Source organism: Caballeronia sordidicola, assembly GCF_002220365.1.
In the GTDB taxonomy this organism is placed as follows: Bacteria; Pseudomonadota; Gammaproteobacteria; order Burkholderiales; family Burkholderiaceae; genus Caballeronia; species Caballeronia sordidicola_C.
Genome location: NZ_MTHB01000029.1, coordinates 41,899 through 68,611, shown reverse-complemented (window position 1 = coordinate 68,611; position 26,713 = coordinate 41,899). Strand labels below are relative to the sequence as shown.

The window sequence follows — 26,713 nt, the reverse complement described above, 5'->3', positions numbered from 1 at the left end:
GGAGATGCTCAAGGGCTGGATCTCATGGGCGACGCGTTGTCGGCTTGAGCCGTTCAGGCGGCTGGCCACGACGCTCAAGGAGCGCCTGCCGGGCGTCGTGCGCGGCATGCTCGACGGTCGCAGCAATGCCTATGTCGAGGCGATGAATGGCATGCTCCAACAAACCAAGCGGGCCGCGCGCGGATTTCGAACCGTGAAGAACTTCGTGGCCATCGCCTACCTCCGCATGTCCAGGCTAAAACATTTGCCGCAAAATCCTTTGCGTCCCGCCGCCTCGCGTGATCAAGGGATTAAACGCTATCGCGCCGGCCGTCAAGTTCCACTCAAAACGGCATAGAGCCGGATTCAGGACATCCATCAGTCCTGGCGGCAGCGGTTCTGTCGCAATCTGGTAGCTCGCCACTGGCAGCACGCGACGTGAGAAAAAGGGCAGTAGCTGCCCGGTATAACCGTTGGTTGCGACCAGCACTTGCTTTACATCAATTTTGCCGCGCGCTGTATGGACAGCGAAGCGCGCGCCGGTCCGTTCAATTCGCTCCACTGCCGCATGCGAATGCAGGCTCGCGCCGCATCGCCGTGCAAGCTCGCGCAGGGCGCGATGATATTTCGCCGTATGCAAGCCGCCGTATTCATCGACGAGAATGCCACCGTAGTAGTAGTCCGATCCCACCACGGCGCGTTGCTCCGCACGCGTCACCACATGCACGGTTACGCCGGTTTTATCGCGCAGCAGTTCACCTTGCTGGCGCAGGCGCTCGAAATGCCCGGGGGTGAACGCACCAAAAAAGCGGCCGGTTATCTGTAGATCGGCGTCGAGCGATTCACTCGCTATCAGGTGCTTGAGATAGTCGAAACTCGCCATGGATTCCGCCATCAAGCGGCCCAGCCGTTCCGCCGACACGCCGCGAATGGCGTCGGTCAGCGCCAGTTTCTGCCCGCTCGACACCATGCCGCCGCTGCGCGTGCTGCCGCCCGCGCCGATCTCGGCGGCATCCAGCACGGCAACCGAAGCACCTTGCCGCGCCGCTTCCGCCGCCGCCGATAACCCGCAATAGCCGCTCCCCACGATCACCAGATCCACGCTGGGCGGCAACGCGACGCGCGACGTTTCGGGCGGCGCGGCGTCCCACCAATACGGTGTGATACGAAAGTCATTGTGGAAAAGCAGTGCGTCGGCTCGCATGGTTCGCTGGAGTGACTAGGTGCGACCAGTCTAGGAGCGCTTCCGTCATCCGGTCAAATACGGCCAAAAACGTCTGCTATTCATTTTTGATATGACAAGCTTCCATATGGACCGGGGTGAAAGAAGGGAAAGGGGCACATATGAACCAAAAGCAAATAGAAGCGTTCAGGCTGGTGATGCTGAGGGGATCGATGACGGCCGCAGCCGAAGAACTCGGCACCTCCCAGCCTAGCGTCAGTCGCCTGATTGCGGAGTTGGAGGCGTCGACGGGACTGGCGCTTTTCACACGCAACGGCGGCCGGATCCAGGCCACCGATGCGGGCACCGCTTTTTATCGCGAGGTCGACCGCAGTTTCGTGGGGCTCGAAAAGCTCGGGCATTCAGCGCGGGAGATCCGCCAGTTCGGCAGTGGCCGGCTGCGTCTGGTGGCGCCGCCGGTGCTGGCATTATCGTTCGTACCCCTTGTGATCGAGCGCTTCCTTGCGGCGTATCCGCGCATTGCGGTGTCGCTGGAAATGCGCAGTGAGGGCACGATCCAGCGCTGGGCATCGTCGGCCTATTGCGATGTCGGATTTGCCACCACGACGCCTGATGCATTCGGCGTGACCAGCGCGGAGTTGTATCGGCTGGCCGGGGTCTGCGCGCTGCCCGCCAAACATTCGCTCACCGCGCGCAAGCGGATCCATGCGCGTGACTTGAGGGATCAGAGTCTCATCCTGCCGTCCTACGCCGACGACACCCGCTCGTCGCTCGATCGCGCGTTGCGGCAAGCCGGCGTGAACCAGGCGCCAGTGATCGAGACGCCGTACGGCGCCACCATTTGCGCGATGGTCGCGCGCGGCCTGGGTGTGGGCGTGGTGAATCCGCTAGCCACTTCCGAGACCAATCCGGCCCGTATCGTGTTCAGGCCGTTCTCGCCGGAAGTGATGTTTCGCGGCTTCACGGTCTGTCCTCAACTGCAGCATCCGAATCCTCTGGTGAAGGCGTTCCTTGAGTTGACCAACGAAACGATGGCTATGGAAGTGGCCCGCTTGCAAGGTCTCGCAGCAACTGTCTGACCTATCCCGGCGAGGTGTTTCGTCGATTGGTCCGGACGTCGGATATTTTGTATCGGAAGTGATTCTGGAAAGGACGCACGACGGCCAGACAAATGGTACGAAGCACCTTCGAGTACGAGAAGCAACGTGCGGCGGCCAAGATCCGCAGACCGCCGCAAGCCACCTCATTTCCGCTACGAACGCTCTACCCGGGCGCTCCTGCCTGCCGTTTCGGATCGGCCTTCATGAATGCCGGATGCTGGTCACATGTAGCCATGATCCGGTCGATAGTCGGTACATCAGGGATCGCGATCTTGAACACGCGCGTCACCGCGACAATGCTCGCGAGGCAGATATCCGCCATGGTAGGTTCATCGCCATGACAGAACGTGCCCGTTTCCGGCGCGCCCGCCAAACGTTCTTCGACCGCGGCCAGGCCCGTGCCGAGCCAGCGGATTTGCCATGCGCGCCACGCTGCATCGTCGAATCCGCCGGTTGTCTGAAGATACTTTTTCACTCGCGGCACGACCATTGGATGAGTATCGGCGGCACACATGGAGGCAATGGACCGCACTCGTGCGCGACCGTATAAATCGCTCGGCAACAAGGGTGGCGAAGGCTGGAGTTCGTCGAGGAATTCGAGGATGGCAAGCGATTGCGTGAGTGGTTCGTGCCCTTTTGCAACCAACGCCGGAATGGATCCTAGCGGGCTGATTTTCAGGAATTCGGCGCTGCGTTGCTCGCCTGCGTCGAGATCGATGTTTTGTTCGTGCGCGCTCAGGCCCTTCAAATTGAGGGCGACACGCACGCGAAACGCGGCGGACGAGCGCCAGAACGCGAAGAGTTCGAATTGCGCTTGCTCTGACATGAGGATCTTCCTTCGTAGTGGACGGTAGCGGCGACGTTGACTAAGTCGACGGCTCTCAACTATGCATCAAAGTGCTCTAGCCTGCGTCCGCAGCTTGAATGTCGGGAAGCTCAGAAAGGTAGCAAGGTCCACAAACACCGATGCCCGGCGAACCTGAGTTCGCCGGGCATCGGCTTGCTGCTAAGCGCCAAACTTCGGCTTTGATCAGTTATGGGAGAAAAGCGAACGTGTGTCGTTAGCTTGAGTCCGATCGCCGGATTGCGCAGTGGTGCTTTGCACGCCACCGTAAGCGCTTGCATCGGAGTTGTTCACCGCATTTTCCGCTGCAATGGTTTGTGCGCTTTGGCCGCGTTGCGAAGAGGGTGCGCCAACTTGCGGGTTATAAGACGGTGCCGGACCATAACCGCTACTGGCAAATGCGGGTGCTGCGAAGGCGGCGGAAACGGCGACTAACAACGATGCAATAAGGGTCCTGTTCATGATGTGCTCCGATGCGTATGAGTGGCTCAGTGACTTCATTTCATGGGCTACGCAGCGATCCTGCTGGTTGCTGCGCTGCGTCGATGGAATGGAGTATATGCGCGCACTATCGAAATATTGTACCGATAGAGGGGAATAGTGATTCCGCGCAAAACGAACAATCGGATACAACCGCCTTAGCTGAACTTGTTAAGAAAATTGCGCGTGATGACGCTAATGAAAGAGGCTCGGATCAGGCTTGACCGCAAAGAGAAAAACGCCAAGCGGCGTGGGCAGCTTAGATGGTTTAGGCCGCTTAAGGGCCTAACCACCTTGGAGAGGCAGTTCCTTTAACTCCACGTCGGGCGCGATGGTATTTCCTGCGGCCGCGGCGGGGACATTGACGAATGACTGCTCAAGCTGGTTGCTGCTCCTGCTCGCTAGTGCGGCGCAATCGCCCATTGGCAAGCGCTTGACCACGACATACGCCGCCAGCATGGCCATCGTGCCGAAGATGGCATTGCCGGCGGCCTGTCCGATCATCACGCCCACAGGTCCATGCTGCATCCCGGCCGCGACGAACGGCACCGTGCCAATTGTCGCGCGCCCCCAGTTGAAGAGAGTCGACAACAATGGCCGATCGAGATTGTTGAACGTCGCGTTCGCGACAAACTGGCAGCCGACGAACGCATAACTTGCCACCAGCCACGAACAGAACGCTGTGATGATGACGGCAGTGTCGCCACGGGCCGAGAACGCGCGGATCAGGCCGCCTTGGGCCAGCGCCAGCACGACCCAGGCAACCGCGACCGTCAGCAGCACGAATACCAGGCTGTTGCGGACAGTTTCGCGAATCCGGTCCGCGCGGCCCGCGCCAAGATTCTGGGCGATGATCGGACCGACCGCGCCGGTCAGCGCATAAATCACCGCGAAGGCCACGGGCGTGATGCGGTCGATGGTCGCTTGCCCCGCCACGGCGGCAGCGCCGAACCGCGCCATTGCATGCGTCACATATGCGCTGGCAACGGGCGTGGCGAGGTTGGTCAGCACGGCGGGCAACGCGACTTTCATGACCGGCTGGCTGTTGGACCACAAGCGCGCAAAGCGGAAACGGGCAATGAGATCGTTGACCCGGGTGGCGCCATAGAGGCCGACAAGTGCGAGCGCGACCCGCGCAATATCGTTCGATATGGCCGCACCCGTCAGCCCGAGATGAAAGCCGAAGATCAGGATCGGATCGAGGATCGCGGTTACGACTGCTGCGCTCAGCGTGACGGTCATGGCTCGGCGGGCATCGCCCACGGAACGCATCAGCGCGGCCGTGCACATGCCGATGGCGAGGAACACGTACGTGGGCGTGGTGATCAGCAGGAAGCCGCCAGTCATCACGCGCGTTTCGCCGGCCGCGCCGAGCGCGTTGAGGATCGGGTCGAGGAAGAGCAACGTGGCGGCGCTCAATATGACGGTGATGACGATCATCAGCACCAGACTCGCCGATGCCACCTGCCGCGCTTTGGTCCGCTGGCCTGCACCAAGCAGCCGCGCGACGGTTGCGCTCACGCCTATGGTCATGCCAATGGAAATGGCCGTGTGGAAGAAGTTGATGGTCCCGGCGAATCCGACGGCCGCGGCAACCGACGTGTCGCCGAGCAGCGATACATAGAAGAGATTAGCCAGATCGACCGCGAACACGGCCATCAATCCAATCGCCCCGGTTCCTGCCATGACCACGACATGCCGCAAGGTCGAGCCGTGTACGAAGCGAGCGGAGTCAACCTGGCGTTTTGTTGTCATGGAGGTGCATGGTTAGAGGTATGCGCATCATGTGTGCGAATCATCGCACGAATGAAGTTTGTTTCCCTGGGCGAAAGGATGATCGTCAAACGTCACTCACGAGTAGAAAACGAAACGATTGCAGCGTAAAACGCCTGTCGTGGTAACAGTATCCTGCGCGCGTGGCGGCTTCTCCCTGTCACGACATTTTCAAGATGATCGATCGCCTACAATGTCTGGGTGGCCGTGCGCTGGACTCGCAACATTGCATTGAATGTTGCGGGAACATGCCTTGCGCAGCGGCTCCATGAAGCGGCGAACGCGCTGCTTCACAACGTCCTTCTTCACGTCGACCAAGGGATAAACATCATGAGCATTTTCGGCACAATCCTGAGCAAGATTTTCCCTTCAAGCCATCCTGCGAATACAGCGCCCGCCGATCCGGCCGCGCCCCCTGCGGCAGACCCGACCGCGGCGCCTGATGCTCCTGCAGCACCGGCTGCGGCCGCAGAACCGGTGGATGTTGAAGCAGTCCTGACCGGCATGCAGGCGAATACGTCGGAGCAATTGAACTGGAGGACATCAATTGTCGACCTGATGAAATTGCTCGGCCTCGACAGCAGCCTCGGTGCTCGCAAGGAACTGGCCGGCGAGCTGCACTATACAGGCGATACCAACGATTCCGCATCGATGAACATCTGGCTGCACAAAGCCGTGATGGAGCAGCTTGCGGCCAATGGCGGGAAGGTGCCGGACAGCCTGAAGGGCTAAGCTTGGCGTCGCCTTGCGGCGACGGCTGGCACGCGCAGGCGCTTGGCAACTAAGGCAAGACGGCAGGCGTGCCGGCATGACCTCGCGACTGTTCAGTCTGCGCAGCGTTATGCGCGTGTCGTATTGTTTTTAGACGCGTGCGGTGTGGAATGAACGTAGTTCGTGACTACCTCTCCAGCTTCAGCGCCTTCCCATATCCTGTCAGTTCCAGATAACCGTGACCTGACGTTTTACCGTCACGACTCACCAATACCGCTCCCTCCCAATACACCGCGCCAGTCGACTGGCTGGAGTCGAGTTCCTGATCGTCCATCAACGGATCGAGCTGCCACGTGAGCGTGCCCGTCCTGACCGTCTCCGATACCGGATAAGACGTGCCGGTGCGTGGCGAGCGCCATGTCCTACGCGGCGCGAAGTCGACTTGGTCCCCATCGAATGCAGTAACGTGCCCGTTCGCTTCACGAAGCGCAGCGTGAGACCAGACTGTCCCGCCGTTTTGTCCGCGCACCTTGAAAGCCATCAGCGCCGATCCGTCCGACAAATTGGCGCCGAGCCAGTCCCATCCCGTGGCATCGCTGCTAAGCACCGTGCTTGACCATTCGTGATCCAGCCACGCGGAGCCGGTAACTGCTGCGTCAAGTCCAGGTTCGCCCTTCCCGCTGGAAGCGCGTGTGACCTTGCCGCTCACGCGCAGTTGCGGTTCGCTGTAGTAGTAGCTCGCTTGCGCGGCCAGCGGACCTTTTCGCGAGTAACCTTTTTCGCCCTGCAGTAGCGGTTCCTGGGTCGGCGTGAGCGACAGGTCCAGTGTGAAATTGGCGGCATTCACTGTGACGGTGTAATGACCATCGGCTGCGCGCACGAGATGCCAGGCGTCGAGCTTGACGTCGGTGTTACCGGTCTTTGCATAAGCGAGGCCGAAGCCCTGACGTGCAATCTTCTGATCATGCACGAGGCGTCCCAGTGAAGGATCGCTGAGCGCCGCATGAGCGATGATCAACTGCGACGGCGCGAACGCACCCGGATCCGCGGGATCGTGTCCGGTCGCCGAACGAAAGAACGTGATCTGAAAACCGAGCGGCTTGCCATCCGGTTGATCAAGCCAGCCCGTTGCGTACCACCACTCGGTGCGAAAGGCCGGATGCGCGCCTGTGTCTTGCGGAAAAACAAGCGGCTGATCGGGCGTGACCGTGGCGAACTCGGCTGCCCTTGACGATGTGCTGGCGATGCAGAAAACGCACGCCATCAAGGCCCATCGCTTTGCCTGATTCAAGGATCGTCGAAGACGGCGCATTACCAGTCCTCCTTCACCGCGCGCACGGCATCGAGAGAAACCGCCTTGCGTCCTGCGACCACCGCTGTTGCACACGATGAAATCAGCATGACAAGGGCCACCGTACTTACTACATGCCATGGAATATGCATTGACATGCTCCAGTGGAACGACTGGGGATTAACGACAAACACCAGGATGAGGCTGATTGCCCACCCCAGGATGAACCCGACCGCAATACCAAGCGCTGTCAGCATGCCGGCTTCCGCCGCGAGGATTGCGAGCACCTGATGACGTGTCACGCCGACGTGCCGCAACATGCCGAACTCGCGCGCACGAGCAAGCGTCTGCGCGGAGAACGTCGCCGCCACGCCGAACAGCCCGATCACAATGGCCACCGCTTCCAGCAGGTAGGTCACCGCGAAGCTCCGATCGAAAATGGTCAGCGTCCGCGCGCGGATATCGCCGGGTTCGGCGAACTCCATGGCGGCACCGAAGGGCAGTTTGCGCAGGCTCGCGATGACACCTTCCACGCTTGCACCTCGGTCCACGGTGACGGCGGCATCGGTGGCGCCGGTGTCGCCCGTGAGGCGTCGGTAGTCGGCGAGCCGTAGCTGGATCGCTCCCGTTTGCCGCACATAATCGCGCCACACACCGGCTACGACGAACGTCCCGCCGTGCGTGCCGATAGACAACTTGAGCCTTTGCCCCAGCTTGTAGCGGTACAGGTCGACCATCGCTTCCGACACCCATATGGGTGTCTCGCCATCCTTCAGGGCGGACGGTGGAAGCACGGGGCCGGTCATCTGCATGGCGGCGCCCGGATCGGCTGCATCGATGTCACGCGCGAGCAGCGCCACCGCGGGCCGTGCAGGGTCGAGTGTCAGATGCGACGTGCGGGTGAACGCGGCACGCCCGATGCCGGGCGTCGCGGCGATTGTCGTTTGTTCGCCAGGGCTCAGGCTCGCTGTGTCGCCATTGGCCGCGACTCGAACATATAGGTCGGCCGACAGGAGGTGGGTCAGCCATTCATCGACGGATACACGGAAACTCGCGACCATGATGGCCATCGCGACAATCAGCGCAAAGCTGGACAGTACCCCGCTCATGGCGATCGATGCCTGGCCGGGTGCATTGGCGAGCCTGGCAAGTGCCAGCGTCGTCACGGCGCGCGTACGGCGTTTCGCGTGCGATCGGCTGAGCGCAGCGAACACGATCGCCGTGCAACGCGGCATCAAAGCGATACCGCCAATCAGCAGCAGCGCGACGGCCAGATAACCGAGGATGGGGATATCGAATAACGGCGGCAGGAGCGCCAGTATTGCCGCGACCGCGAGGCAAATGACTGCGGGCCACGGCGTCGCCAGCCGCGCCAGCGCGCCTTCTTCGCTGCCGGCCTTGAGCGCTGCCGCCGGCCGTGCGCGGGCTGCTTCCAGCGCCGGGACGAGACTGCCGAGCACCGACACGCCGATACCCAACGCAAGAAACAGGGCGCTCGCAACAGGCTCGAAACTGACATGCGGCTGCACGCCCGGAAAGTAGCCGCCGCCCAGATCGCTACCGAAGAAACGCAGAGCGATGCTCGACAGCGCGTAGCCCACTGCAAGGCCGAGCATGGAGCCGAGTACGCCGAGCAGCGCTCCTTCCATCAGGATCTGGCGTAGCAGCTGGCCGCGCGTATAGCCCAATACGCGAAGCATCGCGAACTGCGCGCGGCGTCGGACGACTGCTAGCGCTTGCGTGGAAAACACCAGAAAAGCGCCGGTGAAAAGCGCCACCAGCGCAAGCACGTTCATGTTGATGCGATAAGCGCGCGAGAGACGGTCGGTGCGGTTCTCATCGTCGCGTGTCTCGGCTACGACCAGTTGACTGCCAAGCCGATCTTGCAACTCACGTTTAAAGCGTTCCCGATCGACGCCGCGTTGCAGTTGCAGGTCGATACGCGAGAGTTTCCCAACAAGTCCGAAACGCCACTGGGCGGCGGCAATGTCCATTACCGCAACGCGTTGTCCTGGCCGGGTCCTGACCAAACCGCCGGCCACCCGAAAACGAATAATCGATGTACCGCTAAGCATCGCGACGTGATCACCGGGGGCCGCGTGAAGCCACTGTTGCGCAGCGGGTGAGAGGAAGATCGCGTCGTCGGAAAGGGTATCGAGCGGACGCTGCACGGACGGCACGCCGATCAGTTCCGGCGTGATGCGGCTCGCCCTGAAAACGTCGATGCCAAGCACTTTCAACGCAGCGGTCTGGCCGGGAACGGTCACGTCCAGATCCAGAACGGGGCTGGCTAAGGCTACGCCCGGCGTTGTTGCGAGACGCGGGTACCAGTTTTCATCGAAGGTGGGCTGCGCGCCTCGGACCTGTAAGTCAGCCTCGCCGGAAAGACTCTTGGAGGCCGCGGAAAACTCGTTGAATGCGGCACTGTTGATGAGTTGCACGGCGTAGCCAAGCGCCACGCCCAGCGCAATCGTTGCTATCGCCACAATCGCTCGAGCCGGATGACTGCGCCACTCCGCGCCGAGCAGCCAGCGTGCGAGTAGCCGGCCGCCTGCAAAGCGCCGTGAGGGTTCTGTCTCGAGCCCGCTCACTGACGCTCACCAGCCGAGCGCGCCGGTTGCCCGGCATGCAACCCATGCTCGCTCAGGATAAGTATCCGGTCCGCACTCGCTGCCGCCGCCATGGAGTGCGTGACCATGATGGCGGCGGCGCCGTTCGCCTTGATTTCCGCACGGAACAGCGAGAGCACTTCGTGCGCGGTCTCGGGGTCCAGGTTGCCAGTGGGTTCGTCGGCCAGGATCAGCGTGGGCCGGTGCACCAGCGCGCGGGCGATCGCTACACGTTGCAGCTCTCCGCCCGATAGCTGCCGTGGGAAGTCGTCGCCACGGCCGCCCAGGCCGACGGCTTCGAGCAAGTCGAGCGCGCGGGCCGGGGGTGTGTTATTGAGCAAGAGTGGAAGCGCGACATTTTGCATCAGCGTGAGATGCGGCAGCACGTGAAATGCCTGGAAGACGAAGCCGAGCTTCTGCCGCCGAAGGCGAGTGGCGGCGTTGTCGTCGAGACTGGAAATTGACGTTCCGTCGATCAGCACTTCACCGCTGTCGGCTTGATCGAGGCCCGCGATCAGGTTCAAAAGCGTCGACTTGCCGACGCCCGAATCGCCCATGATCGCGACGAATTCGCCCGGATCGAGCGAGAAGTCGAGGCTTGCCAGTAACACGCGGCCGGCGCCGTACGCTTTGCTCAAGCCGCGACATTCGAGTGCGGGAGGAACGCCATTGTTGCGAAGGGTCATGAAGATCGGGTCGTCAGTGAGTGAAACCGGCTTGCAGTGCTCCACTGTGACAGAGAAGTGCCGCACGCGTGCAAGGCATGCTCACTGCGGCCCACTCCTTTTATGGACCCTGAACGTCTTCTAGCGTGCTAGCTTCTTGACGTAAAACGCCGAGGTTTCGTAGGGAACCGTGACCACGTCGTTGCCCGCGAGCAGCGGTTCACCCGCGATCAACGCCTTGACCTCGCTATCGATTTTATCGCGCTCGTCGGCGCCCAGTGCCGCTATAAAGCTCATGGAGCGGACCCGATTCAGGATCACGTCTTCGGGCGAACCGGTGTGCCCGACATTGAATTGGTGTTCATTGAGCGGGCCGAAACCGTCGAAAGGAAACGCGCAACGCCAGGCGCCAGTGTAATAACGCGGCGTGTCGCCTTCCACCCGATTCACGATCGCGTCGAGCCGGGCGACCCACGGCACCCTAGCGTCCCGTAAATTCCAGATCATGCCGAGCTTGCCCCCCGGTTTCAAGACCCGAAGAATCTCCGCAAGCGCGGCGTGGGTCGAGAACCAGTGAAATGATTGCGCGCAAACCACGGCATCAACCGATGCATCAGGAAGCGGGATTGACTCGGCCGTACCGGCGCACGTCTGCACTTGCGGGAGCGCTGCGGACAGCTTGCCGAGCATCGCGGCCACGGGTTCGACTGCGACCACCTTGGCGCCCGTGCTGATCAGGCGCGGTGTAAATTTTCCCGTGCCCGCGCCGAGATCCACGACGGTGGTCCCGGCGCGCAGCCCGAGCTGATCACGTAACCAGTCCCCGATCTCCGGCGGATAGTCCGGCCGGCCGCGCACATAGGTATCCGCCGTTTCTGCTGTCGCGTAGCCGTCCGCTGCGGCGTGATGCACGCCATGTATTGTCTTGCTCATCATGTGCTCCTGTTCAATTGATCCCATACGGCGTTGTCTGGAAACTGGAAACAGGATAAGCAATCGCAGCTTGATTTACCATGCAAACCAACGTCATTTTTGCTACTTTCAAGGTGCGGGAACCATCGATCTCCACGGGTTTCTGGCGCGGGTAGACGCGAGCTCGCTTGCTCAACACCAGCGTGCCCCCATGCGCCATTGCGATGCTTTTCGCAATGCTCAGCCCCAGCCGGGTCCCTTCGGTTTTGCCCGGCTGCGCGCGGAAATACGGTTTGACCGCCGTACCTTTCTGACGGCATTGCAACGGACCTACGGTGCACGCGTGAATTATTCGATTGGAGCAGGGAAGGTGGGGTTCGTCTGGACGCGCACACCGTCGAGGTGGTCATTCGTCACCCATCATTCGTAATTCGAGAACCGCGACTCAGGCTCAGGCGGTGAGGGCAATGGTGTGTAGCCGGGAATGCTCGCTTTGAATTGCTCGGACAGCCCGTTGTCGATCTTCGTCAATCCCTTGAGTTGAAGCTGCAACAGGACGCGAGTAGCGCTGCTGGCAGCGGTCGTGGTGGTCGACACATTCGTATATTTTTGCACCGCGAAGCTGAGCGACCAGCAATCAGCGTCATACTGAACGCCGAGCAATCCCGCAACCAGCCGATGAGCGACCATGTCGAAATTGGCCTGGCCAACAGCGTAAAGCTTGCGGCTCAGTGGCCATTGACCGGACGCCACGATCTGGTTTTCCGCCTCGTTGTCAAGGTCTTCATCGGCACGGGTATACCGGTAAGCAATGCTGATTACTTCCCGGTCCGCCGGCTTCCAGGTGAAGCCGGAGGTACCCTGGTCCAGCTGGTTGCGCTGCTCGTCGTACTGGACGGCCTGTTCGGTCGTAAAGCCCGGGCCAATCTTGAGCGACGCCCCGACAATGACGTCGCTGCCGCGAATGTCGGTCACGGATGCGCCCGAATCCAGCGTCACTTGCGGATTAGTGAAATAGTATTCCTGCGCAACCACAAAGCGAGCTCGTTCGTCGCCGGTCGCCTGGTTGATGAACCGAGTCGTCAGGGCAGCCGTGACACGGTTCAGGTCGGCAACCCGGTCGCCGCCCACGAAGGTGTTGTCGGTGAAAATCTGGGCGAGTCCAAAGTCCTCCTCACCTGTGTCGAAGACCGGTGCGAACGTCTGGTTCCGGTAGGGCGTATAGACGTAGTAGAGGCGCGGTTCCAGCGTCTGGATATAGTCCGTTCCGAACAGGCGAATGCTGCGTTCGAACACGAGCCCCGAGTCCAGGCTGAGTGTGGGCACATTGAACGAGAAACTCTTGGGCTGTCCGGTTGGCGCTGTGCTTCCGATCGACGACAGGTCGTAGGCCACGTAGTGCCACTGAACCTTTGGCGTGATGAACCATCCCGGTCCGGACAATGGATAGCTGACGTATGGATTGAACGTAAGACGACTGCCCTCCGTGGAGTCCGCCGTTGAAATAGTGAAGCGCGTGGCGTCAGCCTCGGCGCCGAAATCAAATCCGCCCACGTTGTACTGATTGTATTTGACGTCCAGTTCCGGCGCCCGGTTGTAGGGCGGCGCGGTACTGAACGATTGCCAGCGCTGCACCCGCGTCAGCACTGACCATGGACCGTTGTTGTAAGTCACCCCAGCCTCCTGCTGGAAAATGTCCTGCCCATTGACCAGCGATGCGGTATTCGAGTTCAGGTCCGTCGTGACGTTGACGTCCGACACCTGCGAATAGTTAACATACGCAGCTAAGCCGTCGCCGAAGTTCTGGTTGTGCTGGATGTTGATCGAATAACGGTTGGTCTTGGTCAGCGCATCGTCGGGCAGATAGGCGATAGTGACCGAGCCCGAATACGTGGGCGACAAATAGCGGAAATTCGTTGTCAACATTGCGCCGCGTTTTGACATGTAGCGCGGCGTCACCGTCAGGTCGTAGTTCGGCGCAATATTGAAATAGTACGGCACTGTGAGGTCGAATCCATTCGTCGAGCTCAGCGAGAAGGTCGGCGGGAGAAAGCCGCTCTGGCGAGCGTTGGACAACGGAAACGACAACCACGGACTCGCGAAGATGGGCACGCCCTGGAAGAACAGCACGCCATTGTGAGCAATGCCTTCGTTCGACCCTTGGTCCATGTCGAAACTTGCCGCCTTGAGATACCAGGCGGGGTCAGTTTCGCACTGGCACGCGGTGTACGTGCCGTGATGCACGACTGAACGTTCGTTATCGATCAGGTCGATGCTGTCGGCGCTCCCCGAGCCGCCTGTCAGATTGAAGTGATAGCTCGGCGTTGTCATGGTGCCCTCGTTCGCCTCGACCTGAAGATGTGCTTCGGGACCGGCAAAGACGTCGTAGTTGTCGACTATACGCACGTGTCCGTACGCATCGACCACGTTGCGGTCGATGTCGTAGTGAACAGCGTCGCCTCTGACAATGGTCGCGTCGCGCCGAAGCTCTCCGTGGCCCTTGAGCGAGAGGTCGCGGTCCTCGTCGCCGTCTGCCGCATCGGCGATGCCGAATATTGCCGCAGACGTGTTAGCCGGCAACGGATGCTCCGTCATTTCCGGCGCCAATCTAAGGCCCCAGGGCGGGTCGGCCGGCCCCGCCTGTGCCGCTGCGCCGCTCAGTTGTGCACGTGCGGGCGAGGGTGCGAGGGACATGACTATCGCCGCCGCAACGGCGATATGACGCATGCGCGGCGTGAACCGGATGAGCGTATCTGCTGACCGCACGGGTTAAAACGACGTGCCGATCTGAAACTGGAACTTCTGGTACTGGTCTCCCGCGTGCCGCACGATCGGCAAACCGAAGTCCAGCTTGAGCGGCCCTATCGGGGAAATCCATTCAAGTCCGGCGCCATAGCTGTAACGCAGGCCGTTGGCGCCCACACTGTTGCCCTCGTCGCCCCAGACGTTGCCGCCATCGACAAAGGTAAACACGCGCAAGGTACGGTCGTATCCCGTGCCTGGCAAGGGGAAGGTCATTTCTATATTGCCGACGACCATCTTCGACCCGCCGATCGGGTCGTTGGTCGTGGCGTCGCGCGGCCCTAGCGAACCGGACTCATAGCCCCGCACCGAGCCAATACCTCCGCCGTAGTAGTTCTTGAAGATCGGATAGGCATCGCCGCCTATGCCGTGACCATAACCCGCCTGGAAATTCAGGCCGAGAATGAAACCCCTGGAGGGCGTGTAATAGTACTGGGCTTGAAGATCTGATTTGTAGTACTGGGTATTTCCAGCCGGTGTTCCCAACTCTCCGTTAGCCTGGAGGAAATAGCCTTTGCTGGGTATGAGCGCGCTGTCGCGTGCGTCATGCGACCAGCCGACTGTCACCGGGACGTTGTTCACCACGCGCCCGAACTCAGCAACATAGTCCAGGTAGCTTTGTGGCGTTGACGAGTCCGTGTTGAACCGGTCCTGCTCGAATCCGGCACCAAAATAAACCACGTCCGATTCGGAGAACGGTATGCCGAACTTCATATCGGCGCCAATCGATGTAATTCGAAAACTCGTGTCGCTGAAGTTGTAGAGCGGGTAGGTGGTCCTGTAATACATGTCCGTAATGCGCTTGATGCCATCGATTGTAAAGTAGGGATCGGTTTGCGTCACCGACAAGGTCCGGTAGGTCTGCGCTGTATTGACGTTGACAGCCAGCGTGGTCCCCGAGCCGAACACGTTGTCCTGCGACACGCCCGCGGACAACACGACCTTGTCGCTTGAGTCATAGCCTGCGCCTAACGTGATTGCACCCGTTGGTTTTTCTTCAACCTTGACGTTAATGTCGACCTCGTCGGTGGTACCCGGAATCGGCACCGTGGTTACGTCGGTGTTGGTAAAGTAGCCCAGCCGATCAATCCGTTCCTTCGAGAGCTTCACGCGGCTACTGTCGAACCATGAGCTTTCGATCTGACGCATTTCACGACGTATCACCTCGTCGCGCGTCCGGGTGTTGCCTTCGATGTTCACGCGGCGCACGTACACGCGGCGTCCCGGATCGACCTGCAACGTCAACGCGACCGTATGATGGACCTGGTCAATCTCGGGCTGCGCATTGACCTGGGCGAACGCGTAGCCGTACTCCCCCAGCTTGTCTACCAGTCCTTGGGTCGTTGCCTGCAATTTTTCGGCTGAGAAACGCTCGCCCGCGCGGACCGACACGAGCTTTTGCAGCTCAGCTTTGCGATCGAGCAGGTTGCCGCCAAGCCTGATGCTGGAGATGGTGTACGGCTCGCCCTCGTGAATGGTGATGGTCAGGTACATGTCCTTCTTGTCGGGCGAGATCGATACTTGCGTGGAGTCGATGTTGAACTCCAGATAGCCGCGGTTCAGGTAATACGAGCGCACCTTTTCCAGATCCCCCGTTAGCTTGTCCTTCGCGTAGAGGTCGTTCTTCGTGTACCAGGAGAACCAGTTAGGGGTCGACAACTGCATTTCGTCGAGCAACGTCGACGAGCTTGCAATCTGATTGCCCATGAAGTTGATCTGACGAATTTTCGCGCTCGGACCTTCCGTTACCGAGAACAGGATGGATACCCTGTTGCGGTCGATCGGCGTGACCGTGGTGGTGACCTCGGCGGCGTAATAACCGCGCGTCAGGTATTGGCGTTTCAGTTCCTGTTCGGCTTTACTGACAAGGGCTTTGTCATAAGTGCTGCCTTGCGACAGGCCGACCGAATGCAATGCTTTGGTGAGGTTGTCCTTGTCGAACTCGTGGATGCCAGCAAAGTCGATTGACGAGACGGCAGCGCGCTCCTGTACCTTCACAATGACCACACTACCTTGAGTCTCGACCTGAACGTCGTCGAAGAAGCCGGTTGCATAGAGAGCACGAATGGTTTCTGACGCTTTGTCGTCCGAGAAGACATCGCCCCGCTTGAGCGGGACGTAGGCGAAGACCGAGCTCGGTTCGATGCGCTTCAGGCCCTCGATCTGTATGTCGTTGATGACAAAACTGCTGGTCGCCGCGTAGACGCTCGGCGCAAGGAACACGTTCAATGCGATGACAACGGCTGAGTGAGCGGTGCTTAAGGTGCTTAAGGTGCGGAAGGTTCGGAAGGTTCGGAAGGTTCGGAAGGTTCGGAAGTTGAGTTTCATTGGATGTACTTGACGAGCATATCGGCCCGAATGTGTTGCGCTGCTTTTCCGCGTCGCTTTTCGGCGTCGTTCCGGACGTGACCGGTGCCGTGCCTGGCCTGGACGTGTGTCTCGTGGATGCTCAGGAACTGCGTTGCATTAGCCGTTTATTGCAACGGGCCGCTCGCGTGGGCTGGAATCTGAACCAGTCGTGCTGCCGATATAAGCGCGTCGACCATGGGAGGGATCTGCTCCCGGGGAAGACAAAAGGAAACGTCGGCGCCGCCTTGCAGCCGGAACGTAAGGACGAGGCTTTTGCCGTTATCGATCGCGCCGAGCTCCCATCCTTCGCAGCCCATCGCAAAGTTGATGTGCGGCGTTCGCTGAAGCATTCGCTCTGACTGCATGATCGCGGCGGGAAGTACGGCGAGCAGTTCGCGAAATACCGAGTAGTGGAACGTCAGGGTCGACCGGTCGCTATGCACCACCATATGTTGGCCGTCGGGTGCAAGCTCAATGCGCTCGATGGAAGCAACCCGCACGGGATCGGGCAGGGCGTTCCTTTCGATCCCTTCAGCATGAGCCGGACTGCGCTGAGGATCGATCTTTCCTTTCACTAACGGCATACTATGTATTCCTTATTTATTGCGTAAGATATTGAATTGACAGGCAGCGGCCTTGTGAAAGGCTAGCTACCTTGCGGTTCGATTGCGAGCGGATTCGAAAATGCGGCGACGTCTGTTCCTTGTCCGCAAGCGGACAACGGAGATCCCCGGCGTTAGCGGCGGCTGCTTCGCCGCAAGGACGCGGCGCTGGTGGAACCATCGCGAAAGAAAGTTGCGCGTTGTCGCCCCGCTGACATGGCAACCAGCATTTCCGAAGATAACGGCGTTGAACTGGCTCGCAGCACTGCTGCAAGAACCTGTGCGGAAAGAATGTGTTTCATCATGGTTGCTGCCCTCGCGTGCAAGTCGCTAGACGAGTCACTAAAGTAGCTCGCTATATGACGCGGTGCGTTACGGCTTCATTACCGCATTTCTCACTGGAAATAGGGGGTACATCGGCTGAGCAGCAGGGCGCCGTAACGGGCGCGGTACGTTGGCTGGTCGTTCAGGCTTGTGGCTCAAGCCTCCGATCATGTTTGCCGCATGCTGTGGCTTCTCTTTCTCATGAGAGAAAGGAGTTCAAGGTGTCGTTCGTGACGAATACGGAGTTCGTGCTTAGAGACACAGTGAAATGCTAGGTGAGGAATTAGCGCGGCTTGGCTTAACTAGCGAAGCAATGGGGTCAACGTCTTTAGCACGATCCCATGCGCACGTTTCATCTTGGTTTGACGATAGAACGATTATGCTGTTGCACACTAAGAACGTCAGCGCGCACGCGCGCAGCGATGACCTTTCTCCCCTTACATGGAGCGCCGCCTGACGGCGTTCTATGCATCACCAAATTGTTCCAGAATGTTCCCCTTCATGACCGCTGGGTACGCGTCGCACAATTGATCACGCCTCGCGTCTCGCCGGCCATTGCACGGGAGTACCCGCGCATGCCTTGCCAGAGAACGCTTCGCTGGGCTTGGGCATTCACTGAGGCACCCTGTCTTTCGCAAATTATTACGTTACCGTTTTGGCCGAGTGCAACGCTTGGTAACGATGCTTGTTGTCCGCTTCCAACAGCCCGCGCAAAACGCTGCTGTTTAATGGTGCCCGTCTGATCGACGCACGGCGACGTCGGTCAGTACGTGCAGCGATGCACGTTTATCTGACGAGATCGCGGTGTTTGCAACCCTTGGCACTGGGTCAGGCAGACCGCGTTGCTCAATCGTATTTTCGGAGAAATTGAAATGAAGAAATCCCTTCTTGCTCTCGGTGTCTTCGGCACCTTCGCCGGAGCGGCACACGCTCAGAACAGCGTGACCCTCTATGGCCTGATTGATGCGGGCATCACCTACACAAACAACCAGGGCGGCAGCAAGAACGTCCAGGCAACTAGCGGCCAGGTCAACGGCAGCCGTTGGGGCCTGCGTGGCTCTGAAGACTTGGGCGGCGGTCTCAAGGCCATCTTCACTTTGGAAAATGGCTTTAATATCGACACCGGCAAGTTAGGGCAGAACGGCCTGGAGTTTGGTCGTCAGGCATTCGTCGGTTTGTCGAGTGATCAGGCGGGTGCAATTACCCTCGGCCGGCAGTATGACTCAATGGTTGACTACGTCGGCCCGCTGGCGCTTACGGGCACACAGTTCGGCGGCACGCAGGCCGCTCACCCGTTCGACAACGACAACCTCGACAATTCGTTTCGTATCGACAACTCGGTCAAGTACCAGAGCGTCAACTATGGCGGTTTCAGGTTCGGTGGCCTGTATGGCTTCTCGAACGACGCGGGCGGGTTCTCCGACAACCGCGCATACAGCCTTGGCGTGTCATATAACTATGGTCCTTTGACCGCCGCCGCCAGCTACATGCAACTCAACAGCGCGGGCTCCACGTTGAACTCCTCCGGCGCGGTGAACACCGATGCTACGTTCGCAGCGGGCCGTCAACGCACCTACGGCGGGGGCGTCAACTACGCGTTCGGAGCAGCGAATGTCGGTTTTGTGTTCTCGCAGACCCAGTTGAGCGACTTGACGGGTATTGGCGCGTCGGCCTCCGGCACGACAAACGGCATTGCCCTGGCAGGTGGCGGCGCGCGCTTCACCAATTATGAGGTGAACGGCCGCTACAACTTCACGCCTGCGTGGACGCTGTCGGGTGCCTACACGTTCACCAATGCGAGCCTGGATGGGGTCAGCCCGAAATACAATCAGGTGACCCTGCAGACGGCGTATGCGCTGTCCAAGCGTACTGACGTTTATCTGCAAGGCGTGTATCAGCACGTGAACGGTACGGGTGATTCGGGCTTGACCGCCAACATCAACGGCTTGAGCGCGTCGTCGACCAATAGCCAGGTTGCTGCAACCATCGGCTTGCGTGCTCGCTTCTAAGTGAACCGCTAAGCGAATGAATGCAGCCTTTGGCGTGAGCGACACGAAGGCCACGACTTAGCGCGGTGTGCTTGGCAGGATGCTTTGCTAAGCCGGGAAGTTCTCCCGGCTTTTTCCATTTTCAGTCTGCGGTTAACTGAAGACGGGACGAAAGAAGCTGCGCTCGTAGCTGACAATGCACTGCGTTTCTTCCGCATATTTGAATGCTGCCTGGCATTGCGGGTCAAGCTGCGATTGTTGACGGTAGCCTTCGTACGTTGTCAGGCTCGGAAACGAGAACAGCGCCAGCGCGACATTGTTCGCGCCCTCCGACGGAAGGAAATAGCCATGATGCTGGCCACCGAATTTCTCGACCAATGGAATCCACATCTTTCCATAGGCTTCGAATTCTTTGAGTTTCGATGGGTCGATCATGTAGCGAAGGTAGCAAGTGATCATGGTATGTCCGTTTAGGGAGAGAGGATCGATCGGATAATATCGTGTCCATTGATGAATGACTTTTCTCGAGGGACGCACTAAGCGCGGGCACCGGCTGATCAGGTAGGTTTTATTGCCAAGCACCGGATATGAATGTTCCCCTAGCGTGATCCCGGGCCGACCCCTTCGGTGATCGCCCGGCAAGCGTCCTTCAATGGCGCGATGTAAGTTTCCAGCGGCGTCGCGCTTTTTCTATAGAGGGGAATGCTGATGCTGATGCATGCGATCGGTTCGCCATTTGCTCCCAGGATCGCGCTGCCGTAGCAGAAGATCTGCTCCTCGTTTTCTTCGCGATCTTGCGCATAACCGCGAGCCTGGGTCGCATCGAGCTCGGCATCGAGCGCCGTGCGTTCAACGATCGTATTCGGCGTGAAACGCTCGAAGTTCAGGTTGGCAAGCAGCGCGTCGCGATCCGGCCGCTTGAGCGAAGACAAATAGGCTTTGCCGACAGAACTTGAATACAGCGTGACGCGTGTTCCTATTCGCGACGCCATGCGCACGGCGTGCGGACTTTCGAGCTTTTCGATGTAGACCATTTCGGAACCGCTGCGCACCGCCAGATGAACTGTTTCCTGGGTAAGGTCGCGCAAGGTCTGCAGCGCCTCGCTGGCGGCCACGCGCAGGTCGGAGCGCTCCCAGCTCCGGCTTGCCAGGGATAACAAACGAGGACCTAGCGAATAACTGCCACCGCGCGGCGTTTCGACTACCATGCCTTCGGCGATCAAGGCTCCGACAATGCGGTAAACCGTTGGTCTTGGATAGTTCGATGCAGCGGTAAGCTGGGCGATGCCGGGTGGCGCGGGTGCGTCGGCTATGCACTGAAGTACCACAAGGAACTTGGAGAACGCGGCGGTGCCGGTTGGCTTGGCATCGTCCGGCACGGGCTGCGCATGTGAGTGTCCGATTGCGGACTTAAGTGGTTTTGGCATGGCTTCCCGAGAGAACTTGACGGTGTACCGGTGGTGTTGAAAAGCAGTGATCGAGGCGCCGGAGATTATATTGGGCCCCCCTACACAACCAAATAACCCCCATCGACGGGGACTACCGCCCCGGTCATGAACGCCGCCGCTGGCGAGCAAAGGAACGCCACCACTTGCGCGACGTCGTGAGGCTGGCCCCATCGTTTCATTGGCGTGCGATCAAGAATTGCTTGCGAACGATCGTCGCTATCCTGCAGAGCCTGTGTAAGCGGCGTAGCTATCCAGCCTGGCGCGACTGCGTTGACGCGAATGTTGTCGGGGGCATAGGCAATGGCCAGCGACTTGGTCAATTGCACCACGCCACCCTTGCTTGCGCTGTAAGCGGGTACAAGACCGCCGCCGAAAAAGCTCAGCATCGACGCCGTGTTGACGATCGATCCCTCGCTAGCCTTCAACCGCTCGCGTGCCGCGGCGCAGACACGCATTGTCCCGCTTAGATTGACGGCGATCACACGTTCGAATACGTCGATAGCCAGTTCATCGCCGCGTCGGATCATGCCTGCGCAATTCACTAGCATGTCGATGGAGTCGGCCCTCGCCATCAGCGACGCTACGCTCGCGTCGTCGCTGACGTCGAGTTCGACGACTTCTATCTCGGGGCCTAGCGCCTCGCGTTGAGCATCGGCCGGGGCGATGCCCGCAGCGAGCACGCGTGCTCCGAGCGCCGCGAAGCATTGGGCGATGCCGGCGCCAATGCCCTGCGTGCCGCCAGTCACAACGGCGGTTTTACCTTTGAAAAGATCGGTCTGGAAGGTCATGGTCGCTCAGGGAAGGTCCGATAGCGCAACGGGCGAAACGACGGTCTCGCTATCCTCGATTCTCGTGCGCACCACGAATATATAAACCAGCGCCGCGGCGAATGCGATGCCCGCGCTGATCAGGAACGCGTTGACGAAGGAATGCGTTTTATCCACAACAATGCCCGTGATGAACGGGGCAAATGAACCGCCGAAATACCCGCCGAAGTTTTGAATGCTGCCCAGCGAGGCCACCATGTGACGAGGGGCTGCGACAGTCGCCAATGCCCAGCACGCACCGCTTGCCATGTTGACGAAGTACATGGCGGCGCAAAGATAGATCATTGCAAGCGTCAGGTTCGGGGTGAACGCCGCTGGTACCGTGAAGAGCGCAGCGCCCAGCAAGCCGACGCAGATCGGCCACTTGCGGCTTCTCATGGGCGCCATGCCGCGCGCCATCAGGCCATCGGCTACGAATCCGCTGGACAGCATTCCAAGCGTGCCGAAGAGGTAGGGAATCGATACGAGCCAGCCTGTATGCGCAATGGTCAGGTGGCGTTCATGCTCGAGGTACGCGGGCAGCCAGGTGAGATAAAGCCACACCATATAGATCACACCCATGTTGCCGAAGATCATGCCCCATGTGGTCGATTTACTGAACAACGCGCGCCATTCCCGCATGGTCATGCGGCGATCGGCGCGCTGCTCCGGTTCTCCCTGGGTCAGGAAGGCGACCTCTTGAGAATCGAGGGGGATGTTGCGGCGATCACGGTACGCGAGGTACCAGCCAATCGACACCGCGATGCCAAGCACGCCCATGACGATGAACATGGTGCGCCAGCCAAAGGTCAGCAGGAGCACGGTGAGAACGGGCGGTGCAAGAGCAGGTCCAATGGTCGATGACGTGATGAAGATGCCTGTCGGACGGCCGCGCTCATGCACGCCGAACCATTCGCTGACCACCTTTGCACCGGCAGGAAAATTCGGCGCCTCGCCAATACCAAGCGCGACCCGCGCGACCAGGAACTGGGGCAGGCTCGTCACAAGACCACCGCACAATTGCGCGGCTGACCACACGAACATGCCCAGGCCGAGCATCACGCGTGCGCCGAAACGATCAAGCAGAATGCCGATGGGTAACTGCGAAAACGCATAGGCGAATGAGAAGGCGGACAGCAGCAAGCCCATCTGCGATGCGGACAGCCCAAGTTCCTGGCTAACCGAATGATTCGCTATGGAAAGCGTGCTCCGGTCGAGATAATTCACGATCCCGGCCAGTGTCAGGAATGTGATTGCGACCACCTGAATGCGCTTGAGGCGCGGCGATTTCTGCAACATGGTGTCTCCTCCGGTGCTCGTTGAGAGTCTGGGTGGAAGGTGCTGCGGGTGTTAAGTTTTGCTCCGGCTTAACGGATGAACTGGTCGACGAAATCTTCTCCCAACCCTACCGATGAAAAATGCCTGCGGCACATGTCGACCTTGGTGAAAACGTCTTCGTAGCCGGTGTAGTTGCCATACGGATCACAATAGAACATCACGCCATTGACCTGGAAGTAGGTGATCATTTCTTCTACGTCTTCAGGCACATATAGCGTATGGGTTTCACCGGGCGGCTCGAATACATAGCTGCCCTCGGTGGCTTCCCAATTGTGTTCGAGATAACGCCAGCGGCCCTTGAGTACCATGCCGTGCACCGCTTGCGGATGCCGGTGCCGGCTTAACACGCCGGATTTGCGCACGCGCAGCAGATTCATCCAGTACCCGGTCGAGACATTCAGGCACAACGGGCGGAACCAGACGTTCTCAGCTTGAGGGACCCAAAGGCGTTCGTCTTTAGGGATCGCCGATTCAACCACGATCTCCTTGGCCGCTTCTTTAGGGAATGGAAGCTGATACGGCGTCATTGCGTCCGCGGGTTTAGCCTCTGCCATGAGCTAGCTCCTTGTCCATATTGTGGATATATCAATCATTTTGTGGACACACTATTCTTCATGCGAACCCTCTCTGTCAAGAGGCGCTGATCGTGCGGTGCGTCATGAATTTTCCTTACGTAGGTCCGCTGAAAAGACCCTTGGTCGCGAAGCTTTCGACAATGCAAGGACTGAATCCGCCGTGATGCCGGGCCGCCGAACGCGTCCATGGCCCATGACATATCGCTGAGTGTTACGCGATAATGCCGAGCGGGTTAACGCGTATCCAACTGCGTATCTTGCGCAAGGCCCTACGATATCGCTGGATCTATCGGCGCTGCAAAAGCGTCAATCTCAACTATCGCGCGTCGCCCAAGGCGACGTCGCCGCTCAACCCGGGATTCTCGATGAGCAACAGTTCGTTGCCAACATCCTCTGTCACTCGCTGGCTGCCTTACATAGTCGCGGGAACGTTCTTCATGGAATATCTGGATACCACGGTCATCGCGACCGCGTTGCCGCAGATGGCACATTCGTTTGGTGTTGGACCGAATGCGCTGAGCATCGGGATGACCGCCTACATGCTCGCGCTGGCGATCTTTATTCCGGTAAGCGGTTGGGTGGCTGATCGAGTCGGCTCACGCACGGTGTTCTTTAGCGCGATCGTCGTGTTCGTGATTGCTTCGGTGTTATGCGGCTTATCGAACTCGGTTGCCGAGTTCACGGCAGCGCGTTTGCTGCAAGGGGCAGGCGGCGCGATGATGGTGCCGGTAGGGCGACTGATCGTGGTCCGTAGTACGGAGAAAAGCCGCCTTATGCAAGCCATCTCCACCATCACGTGGCCTGCCATTGCCGCACCAGTGATCGGGCCGCCCGTTGGCGGTTTCATCACGACTTACGCGACATGGCGTTGGATTTTCCTGTTGAACGTGCCGTTCGGAATCTGTGCGTTGGTAGCGGTCGCCATGCTGGTCCCGAACCTGCGCGGCGCTGAGCGCAAGCCTCTGGATATAGTCGGCCTTGTGCTTAGCGGCGCAGCCCTGACCGCCATTCTCTACGGCGCCGAACTTGCCAGCCAGCCCGGCAGCAGTCCATGGATTGCTGGGGGCGTAGTCCTGGCCGGCCTCGTGGTTGGTTTTGCCGCGGTTCGCTATGCGTCGGGTCATCCGCATCCGCTGATCGATTTTTCGACCCTTAAGATTCCGACCTATTCGGTAACCGTCCTGACCGGTTCGCTGACGCGTATCGGCATTGGCGCTGTGCCGTATTTGATGCCGTTGCTATTCCAGATCGGCTTCGGTCTTTCTGCTTTCAAGTCGGGTCTGTTGCTGCTTGCCAGTGCGCTGGGCAATCTCGGCATGAAAGCGCTGACCACGCGAATTTTGCGGCGTTTCGGCTTCAGGTACGTCTCGATTGTCGCCGTGGCGACAGCGGGCATATTTACGATCATATGCGGCCTCCTTACGCCTTTGTCTCCGCTGGCGTGGGTCTTGATCGTGGTATTCGTCTATGGTGTGGCGCGTTCCATGCAGTTTTCGTTGCTGGCGACGCTCGCTTATGCCGACGTAGGTGCCCCGCAAATGAGCGCCGCGAGCACACTATGGAGTGCGGCTGCACAGATGACGATAGGGCTAGGCATTGCCTATGGCGCCGTCGCCTTGCGGGCCGCCGCGCTGCTTAACGGCGAGACGGCTAGTGCAGAAGGTATGCATTTCACGCTCGACGACTTCCGGCTCGCGTTCCTGTTCGCCGGCTTGCTGACGCTGCTCTCCGTATGGGGTTACTTCAAGGTTGCGCGCGACGCGGGGCAAAGCGTAGGCGGAGGATCTATGCGGCAGAATGTGCCGCGAAGGGGCAGTTAGGACGCGAATGGGCCAGTTGAGGAGGAGGGCATTGCAGTAGCCCCTTGAGTTCGGCGTACAGCGGAGAATGATCGTAGGTATGGCTAATGAAATCGATACACCCGCGTGGTTGTCCCTGGCTTTCTCCGAGCGTGGGGTTAGGCGCTTAGGCCCGGGAGAGAGTAATCCGCGTATTGTCGAATACAACGCGCACACCAATCTGGTGGGCTACGACGACAAAATCTCGTGGTGTTCGTCTTTCCTGAATTGGTGTCTTGCGAATACCGGCCAGCGTGGTACGGGGTCCGCGCTTGCGCGTTCCTGGCTTGAGTGGGGCCGGGCCTTGGACGGCCCCGCTTACGGTTGCGTCGTTGTCTTGTGCCGTGACGATCCCGCCAGTTGGAAGGGGCATGTCGGTTTTTATCTTCGCCACGACACCGAATCCATTTACCTCTTCGGCGGTAATCAGCTTGGAGAAGTACGCGAGCTTGACTATCCGTTGGAGTCGGTGCTGGGTTACCGCTGGCCTGAGTCTATCTGACATGGTTCCTCCGGGTCCGCCTCGCAAGACGTACACGGATCGATATTCCGCTCAGGCGGGATCGTGGCAGCACACGCAGATCTTGTTGCCGTCGGGGTCACGAAAGTAGGCACCGTAGTAATGCGGGTGATAGTGCGGCCGCAAGCCCGGCGGCCCATCGCACATGCCTCCGTTCGCCAGTGCGATGGCGTGGCATTGATCGACGGTGTTGCGGTCGTGCGCAAGAAGGGCAGTCATCTGTCCGTTGCCGGGGCTGGCAGTGTTTCCATCGAATGGCGTTCCGATCAGGAATAGAGGCCGCGGCGCGTCGGCCGCGACCCAGCCGGCCCACTGTTCGTTATCGTCGCGGAATTTTAATGGCAGCCTTAGCGTTTCCATGATCGGCGAGTAGAAACGGAAAGCACGAGGAAAGTCGGTAACCCCTACATGGACGTGTGAAAACATCTGGCCATTCCTTCTAACGGTGGGTGACAAGCGAATGAGCGCATGATCCCGCTGGCGCTGCCCGATGGCAAGCCGTAGCGCGAGCTCATCGAATGCGGCTTTGTCTGGTAGCCGCCGCAACCCGCGCTCAGGCGGTGACGAGTTTCGCAG

At 59.6% G+C, this 26,713-nt stretch carries 22 protein-coding genes and 2 pseudogenes; 6 read left to right on the top strand and 18 right to left on the bottom strand.

Translation table 11 applies throughout. The features are described 5' to 3' along the window. Positions 1 to 337 (top strand): transposase (locus tag BSU04_RS04585; RefSeq protein ID WP_144021119.1); only part of this gene is annotated, 337 nt, incomplete at its 5' end. Between the two features lie 3 nt (positions 338 to 340). On the opposite strand, the pseudogene BSU04_RS04580 reads toward BSU04_RS04585, so the two are convergent. Continuing rightward, positions 341 to 1,183, bottom strand: a pseudogene (locus BSU04_RS04580) (NAD(P)/FAD-dependent oxidoreductase); the annotation flags it as partial. A 140-nt stretch (positions 1,184 to 1,323) separates the two neighbouring features. Here BSU04_RS04580 and BSU04_RS04575 point away from each other — a divergent pair. After that, positions 1,324 to 2,241, top strand: coding sequence for a LysR substrate-binding domain-containing protein (locus BSU04_RS04575; RefSeq protein ID WP_089159481.1), 918 nt, complete (start codon positions 1,324 to 1,326; stop codon positions 2,239 to 2,241). A gap of 184 nt (positions 2,242 to 2,425) precedes the next feature. Here BSU04_RS04575 and maiA read toward each other — a convergent pair whose 3' ends face one another. The 3 genes from maiA to BSU04_RS04560 all read right to left on the bottom strand — a co-directional run bounded on the left by maiA (position 2,426) and on the right by BSU04_RS04560 (position 5,341). Further along, positions 2,426 to 3,088, bottom strand: coding sequence for a maleylacetoacetate isomerase (maiA, locus tag BSU04_RS04570; RefSeq protein ID WP_089159480.1), 663 nt, complete (start codon positions 3,086 to 3,088; stop codon positions 2,426 to 2,428). Between the two features lie 204 nt (positions 3,089 to 3,292). Then, positions 3,293 to 3,568, bottom strand: a complete 276-nt coding sequence (locus BSU04_RS04565; protein WP_089159479.1) for a hypothetical protein — start codon at positions 3,566 to 3,568, stop codon at positions 3,293 to 3,295. 303 nt (positions 3,569 to 3,871) lie between these two features. After that, positions 3,872 to 5,341 carry an MATE family efflux transporter gene (locus tag BSU04_RS04560; protein ID WP_089159478.1) on the bottom strand — a complete coding sequence of 490 codons (1,470 nt, stop codon included), beginning with the start codon at positions 5,339 to 5,341 and terminating at the stop codon, positions 3,872 to 3,874. 348 nt (positions 5,342 to 5,689) lie between these two features. Here BSU04_RS04560 and BSU04_RS04555 point away from each other — a divergent pair, with 348 nt between their 5' ends. Next, the gene (locus BSU04_RS04555; RefSeq protein WP_089159492.1) at positions 5,690 to 6,091 is read left to right on the top strand and encodes a DUF3597 domain-containing protein; all 402 of its coding nucleotides are present in this window, start codon (positions 5,690 to 5,692) and stop codon (positions 6,089 to 6,091) included. Positions 6,092 to 6,257: 166 nt separating this feature from the next. On the opposite strand, the gene BSU04_RS04550 is transcribed toward BSU04_RS04555, so the two are convergent. The 8 genes and pseudogenes from BSU04_RS04550 to BSU04_RS04515 form a co-directional block, all read right to left on the bottom strand. After that, complete coding sequence (locus BSU04_RS04550) at positions 6,258 to 7,382, bottom strand: lipocalin-like domain-containing protein (RefSeq protein WP_089159477.1); 1,125 nt, start codon at positions 7,380 to 7,382, stop codon at positions 6,258 to 6,260. Continuing rightward, the gene (locus tag BSU04_RS04545) at positions 7,382 to 9,952 is read right to left on the bottom strand and encodes an FtsX-like permease family protein (protein ID WP_089159476.1); all 2,571 of its coding nucleotides are present in this window, start codon (positions 9,950 to 9,952) and stop codon (positions 7,382 to 7,384) included. Before BSU04_RS04545 ends, BSU04_RS04550 begins: the two co-directional genes overlap by 1 nt. Further along, positions 9,949 to 10,656, bottom strand: coding sequence for an ABC transporter ATP-binding protein (locus BSU04_RS04540; protein ID WP_089159491.1), 708 nt, complete (start codon positions 10,654 to 10,656; stop codon positions 9,949 to 9,951). Before BSU04_RS04540 ends, BSU04_RS04545 begins: the two co-directional genes overlap by 4 nt. Positions 10,657 to 10,776: 120 nt before the next feature. Next, on the bottom strand, positions 10,777 to 11,556 hold the full coding sequence (locus BSU04_RS04535) for a class I SAM-dependent methyltransferase (protein ID WP_218827230.1): 780 nt from the start codon (positions 11,554 to 11,556) through the stop codon (positions 10,777 to 10,779). 25 nt (positions 11,557 to 11,581) lie between these two features. Next, entirely contained in the window at positions 11,582 to 11,872 is a 291-nt protein-coding gene (locus BSU04_RS04530) for a sensor histidine kinase (RefSeq protein ID WP_089159474.1), read from the bottom strand. A 95-nt stretch (positions 11,873 to 11,967) separates the two neighbouring features. Next, on the bottom strand, positions 11,968 to 14,241 hold the full coding sequence (locus BSU04_RS04525; protein WP_256982151.1) for an LPS-assembly protein LptD: 2,274 nt from the start codon (positions 14,239 to 14,241) through the stop codon (positions 11,968 to 11,970). A 75-nt stretch (positions 14,242 to 14,316) separates the two neighbouring features. After that, positions 14,317 to 16,533 (bottom strand): annotated as a pseudogene (gene bamA / locus BSU04_RS04520) (outer membrane protein assembly factor BamA); the annotation flags it as partial. A gap of 290 nt (positions 16,534 to 16,823) precedes the next feature. Continuing rightward, positions 16,824 to 17,282 carry a hypothetical protein gene (locus BSU04_RS04515; protein ID WP_089159472.1) on the bottom strand — a complete coding sequence of 153 codons (459 nt, stop codon included), beginning with the start codon at positions 17,280 to 17,282 and terminating at the stop codon, positions 16,824 to 16,826. Between the two features lie 1,214 nt (positions 17,283 to 18,496). On the opposite strand from BSU04_RS04515, the gene BSU04_RS04510 reads away from it, so the two are divergent. Further along, positions 18,497 to 19,633 (top strand): porin, encoded by a 1,137-nt coding sequence (locus BSU04_RS04510; protein WP_089159489.1) that lies wholly within the window; start codon positions 18,497 to 18,499, stop codon positions 19,631 to 19,633. A gap of 132 nt (positions 19,634 to 19,765) precedes the next feature. Here BSU04_RS04510 and BSU04_RS04505 read toward each other — a convergent pair whose 3' ends face one another. From BSU04_RS04505 to BSU04_RS04485, 5 genes are all read right to left on the bottom strand, one after another. Beyond that, on the bottom strand, positions 19,766 to 20,071 hold the full coding sequence (locus tag BSU04_RS04505; RefSeq protein WP_089159471.1) for an NIPSNAP family protein: 306 nt from the start codon (positions 20,069 to 20,071) through the stop codon (positions 19,766 to 19,768). A 140-nt stretch (positions 20,072 to 20,211) separates the two neighbouring features. Then, entirely contained in the window at positions 20,212 to 21,039 is an 828-nt protein-coding gene (locus BSU04_RS04500; protein ID WP_089159470.1) for an IclR family transcriptional regulator, read from the bottom strand. 80 nt (positions 21,040 to 21,119) lie between these two features. Then, positions 21,120 to 21,848, bottom strand: a complete 729-nt coding sequence (locus tag BSU04_RS04495; RefSeq protein ID WP_089159469.1) for an SDR family NAD(P)-dependent oxidoreductase — start codon at positions 21,846 to 21,848, stop codon at positions 21,120 to 21,122. 6 nt (positions 21,849 to 21,854) lie between these two features. Continuing rightward, positions 21,855 to 23,165: an MFS transporter gene (locus BSU04_RS04490; protein WP_089159468.1), complete on the bottom strand. Its 1,311-nt coding sequence runs from the start codon at positions 23,163 to 23,165 to the stop codon at positions 21,855 to 21,857. Between the two features lie 68 nt (positions 23,166 to 23,233). After that, a complete protein-coding gene (locus BSU04_RS04485; protein WP_089159467.1) occupies positions 23,234 to 23,758 on the bottom strand; it encodes a 2,4'-dihydroxyacetophenone dioxygenase family protein in 525 nt (174 codons plus the stop codon). Positions 23,759 to 24,144: 386 nt separating this feature from the next. On the opposite strand from BSU04_RS04485, the gene BSU04_RS04480 reads away from it, so the two are divergent. Both BSU04_RS04480 and BSU04_RS04475 read left to right on the top strand, forming a co-directional pair. Then, positions 24,145 to 25,599 (top strand): MFS transporter, encoded by a 1,455-nt coding sequence (locus BSU04_RS04480; RefSeq protein WP_089159488.1) that lies wholly within the window; start codon positions 24,145 to 24,147, stop codon positions 25,597 to 25,599. Positions 25,600 to 25,678: 79 nt separating this feature from the next. Beyond that, a complete protein-coding gene (locus BSU04_RS04475) occupies positions 25,679 to 26,119 on the top strand; it encodes a TIGR02594 family protein (protein WP_256982149.1) in 441 nt (146 codons plus the stop codon). A gap of 51 nt (positions 26,120 to 26,170) precedes the next feature. On the opposite strand, the gene BSU04_RS04470 is transcribed toward BSU04_RS04475, so the two are convergent. Next, on the bottom strand, positions 26,171 to 26,563 hold the full coding sequence (locus BSU04_RS04470; RefSeq protein WP_089159465.1) for a VOC family protein: 393 nt from the start codon (positions 26,561 to 26,563) through the stop codon (positions 26,171 to 26,173). Between the last annotated feature and the right edge of the window lie 150 nt (positions 26,564 to 26,713).

Bases quoted from the DNA above. Each gene is read 5' to 3' on its own strand.
- BSU04_RS04490 (WP_089159468.1), bottom strand. From the start codon at position 23,165: ATGTTGCAGAAATCGCCGCGCCTCAAGCGCATTCAGGTGGTCGCAATC.
- BSU04_RS04575 (WP_089159481.1), top strand. From the start codon at position 1,324: ATGAACCAAAAGCAAATAGAAGCGTTCAGGCTGGTGATGCTGAGGGGA.
- BSU04_RS04480 (WP_089159488.1), top strand. From the start codon at position 24,145: ATGAGCAACAGTTCGTTGCCAACATCCTCTGTCACTCGCTGGCTGCCT.
- BSU04_RS04510 (WP_089159489.1), top strand. From the start codon at position 18,497: ATGAAGAAATCCCTTCTTGCTCTCGGTGTCTTCGGCACCTTCGCCGGA.
- BSU04_RS04565 (WP_089159479.1), bottom strand. From the start codon at position 3,568: ATGAACAGGACCCTTATTGCATCGTTGTTAGTCGCCGTTTCCGCCGCC.
- BSU04_RS04495 (WP_089159469.1), bottom strand. From the start codon at position 21,848: ATGACCTTCCAGACCGATCTTTTCAAAGGTAAAACCGCCGTTGTGACT.
- BSU04_RS04505 (WP_089159471.1), bottom strand. From the start codon at position 20,071: ATGATCACTTGCTACCTTCGCTACATGATCGACCCATCGAAACTCAAA.
- BSU04_RS04525 (WP_256982151.1), bottom strand. From the start codon at position 14,241: ATGTCCCTCGCACCCTCGCCCGCACGTGCACAACTGAGCGGCGCAGCG.
- BSU04_RS04550 (WP_089159477.1), bottom strand. From the start codon at position 7,382: ATGCGCCGTCTTCGACGATCCTTGAATCAGGCAAAGCGATGGGCCTTG.
- BSU04_RS04500 (WP_089159470.1), bottom strand. From the start codon at position 21,039: ATGCCAAAACCACTTAAGTCCGCAATCGGACACTCACATGCGCAGCCC.
- maiA (WP_089159480.1), bottom strand. From the start codon at position 3,088: ATGTCAGAGCAAGCGCAATTCGAACTCTTCGCGTTCTGGCGCTCGTCC.
- BSU04_RS04560 (WP_089159478.1), bottom strand. From the start codon at position 5,341: ATGACAACAAAACGCCAGGTTGACTCCGCTCGCTTCGTACACGGCTCG.
- BSU04_RS04485 (WP_089159467.1), bottom strand. From the start codon at position 23,758: ATGGCAGAGGCTAAACCCGCGGACGCAATGACGCCGTATCAGCTTCCA.
- BSU04_RS04475 (WP_256982149.1), top strand. From the start codon at position 25,679: ATGGCTAATGAAATCGATACACCCGCGTGGTTGTCCCTGGCTTTCTCC.
- BSU04_RS04555 (WP_089159492.1), top strand. From the start codon at position 5,690: ATGAGCATTTTCGGCACAATCCTGAGCAAGATTTTCCCTTCAAGCCAT.
- BSU04_RS04515 (WP_089159472.1), bottom strand. From the start codon at position 17,282: ATGCCGTTAGTGAAAGGAAAGATCGATCCTCAGCGCAGTCCGGCTCAT.
- BSU04_RS04540 (WP_089159491.1), bottom strand. From the start codon at position 10,656: ATGACCCTTCGCAACAATGGCGTTCCTCCCGCACTCGAATGTCGCGGC.
- BSU04_RS04470 (WP_089159465.1), bottom strand. From the start codon at position 26,563: ATGTTTTCACACGTCCATGTAGGGGTTACCGACTTTCCTCGTGCTTTC.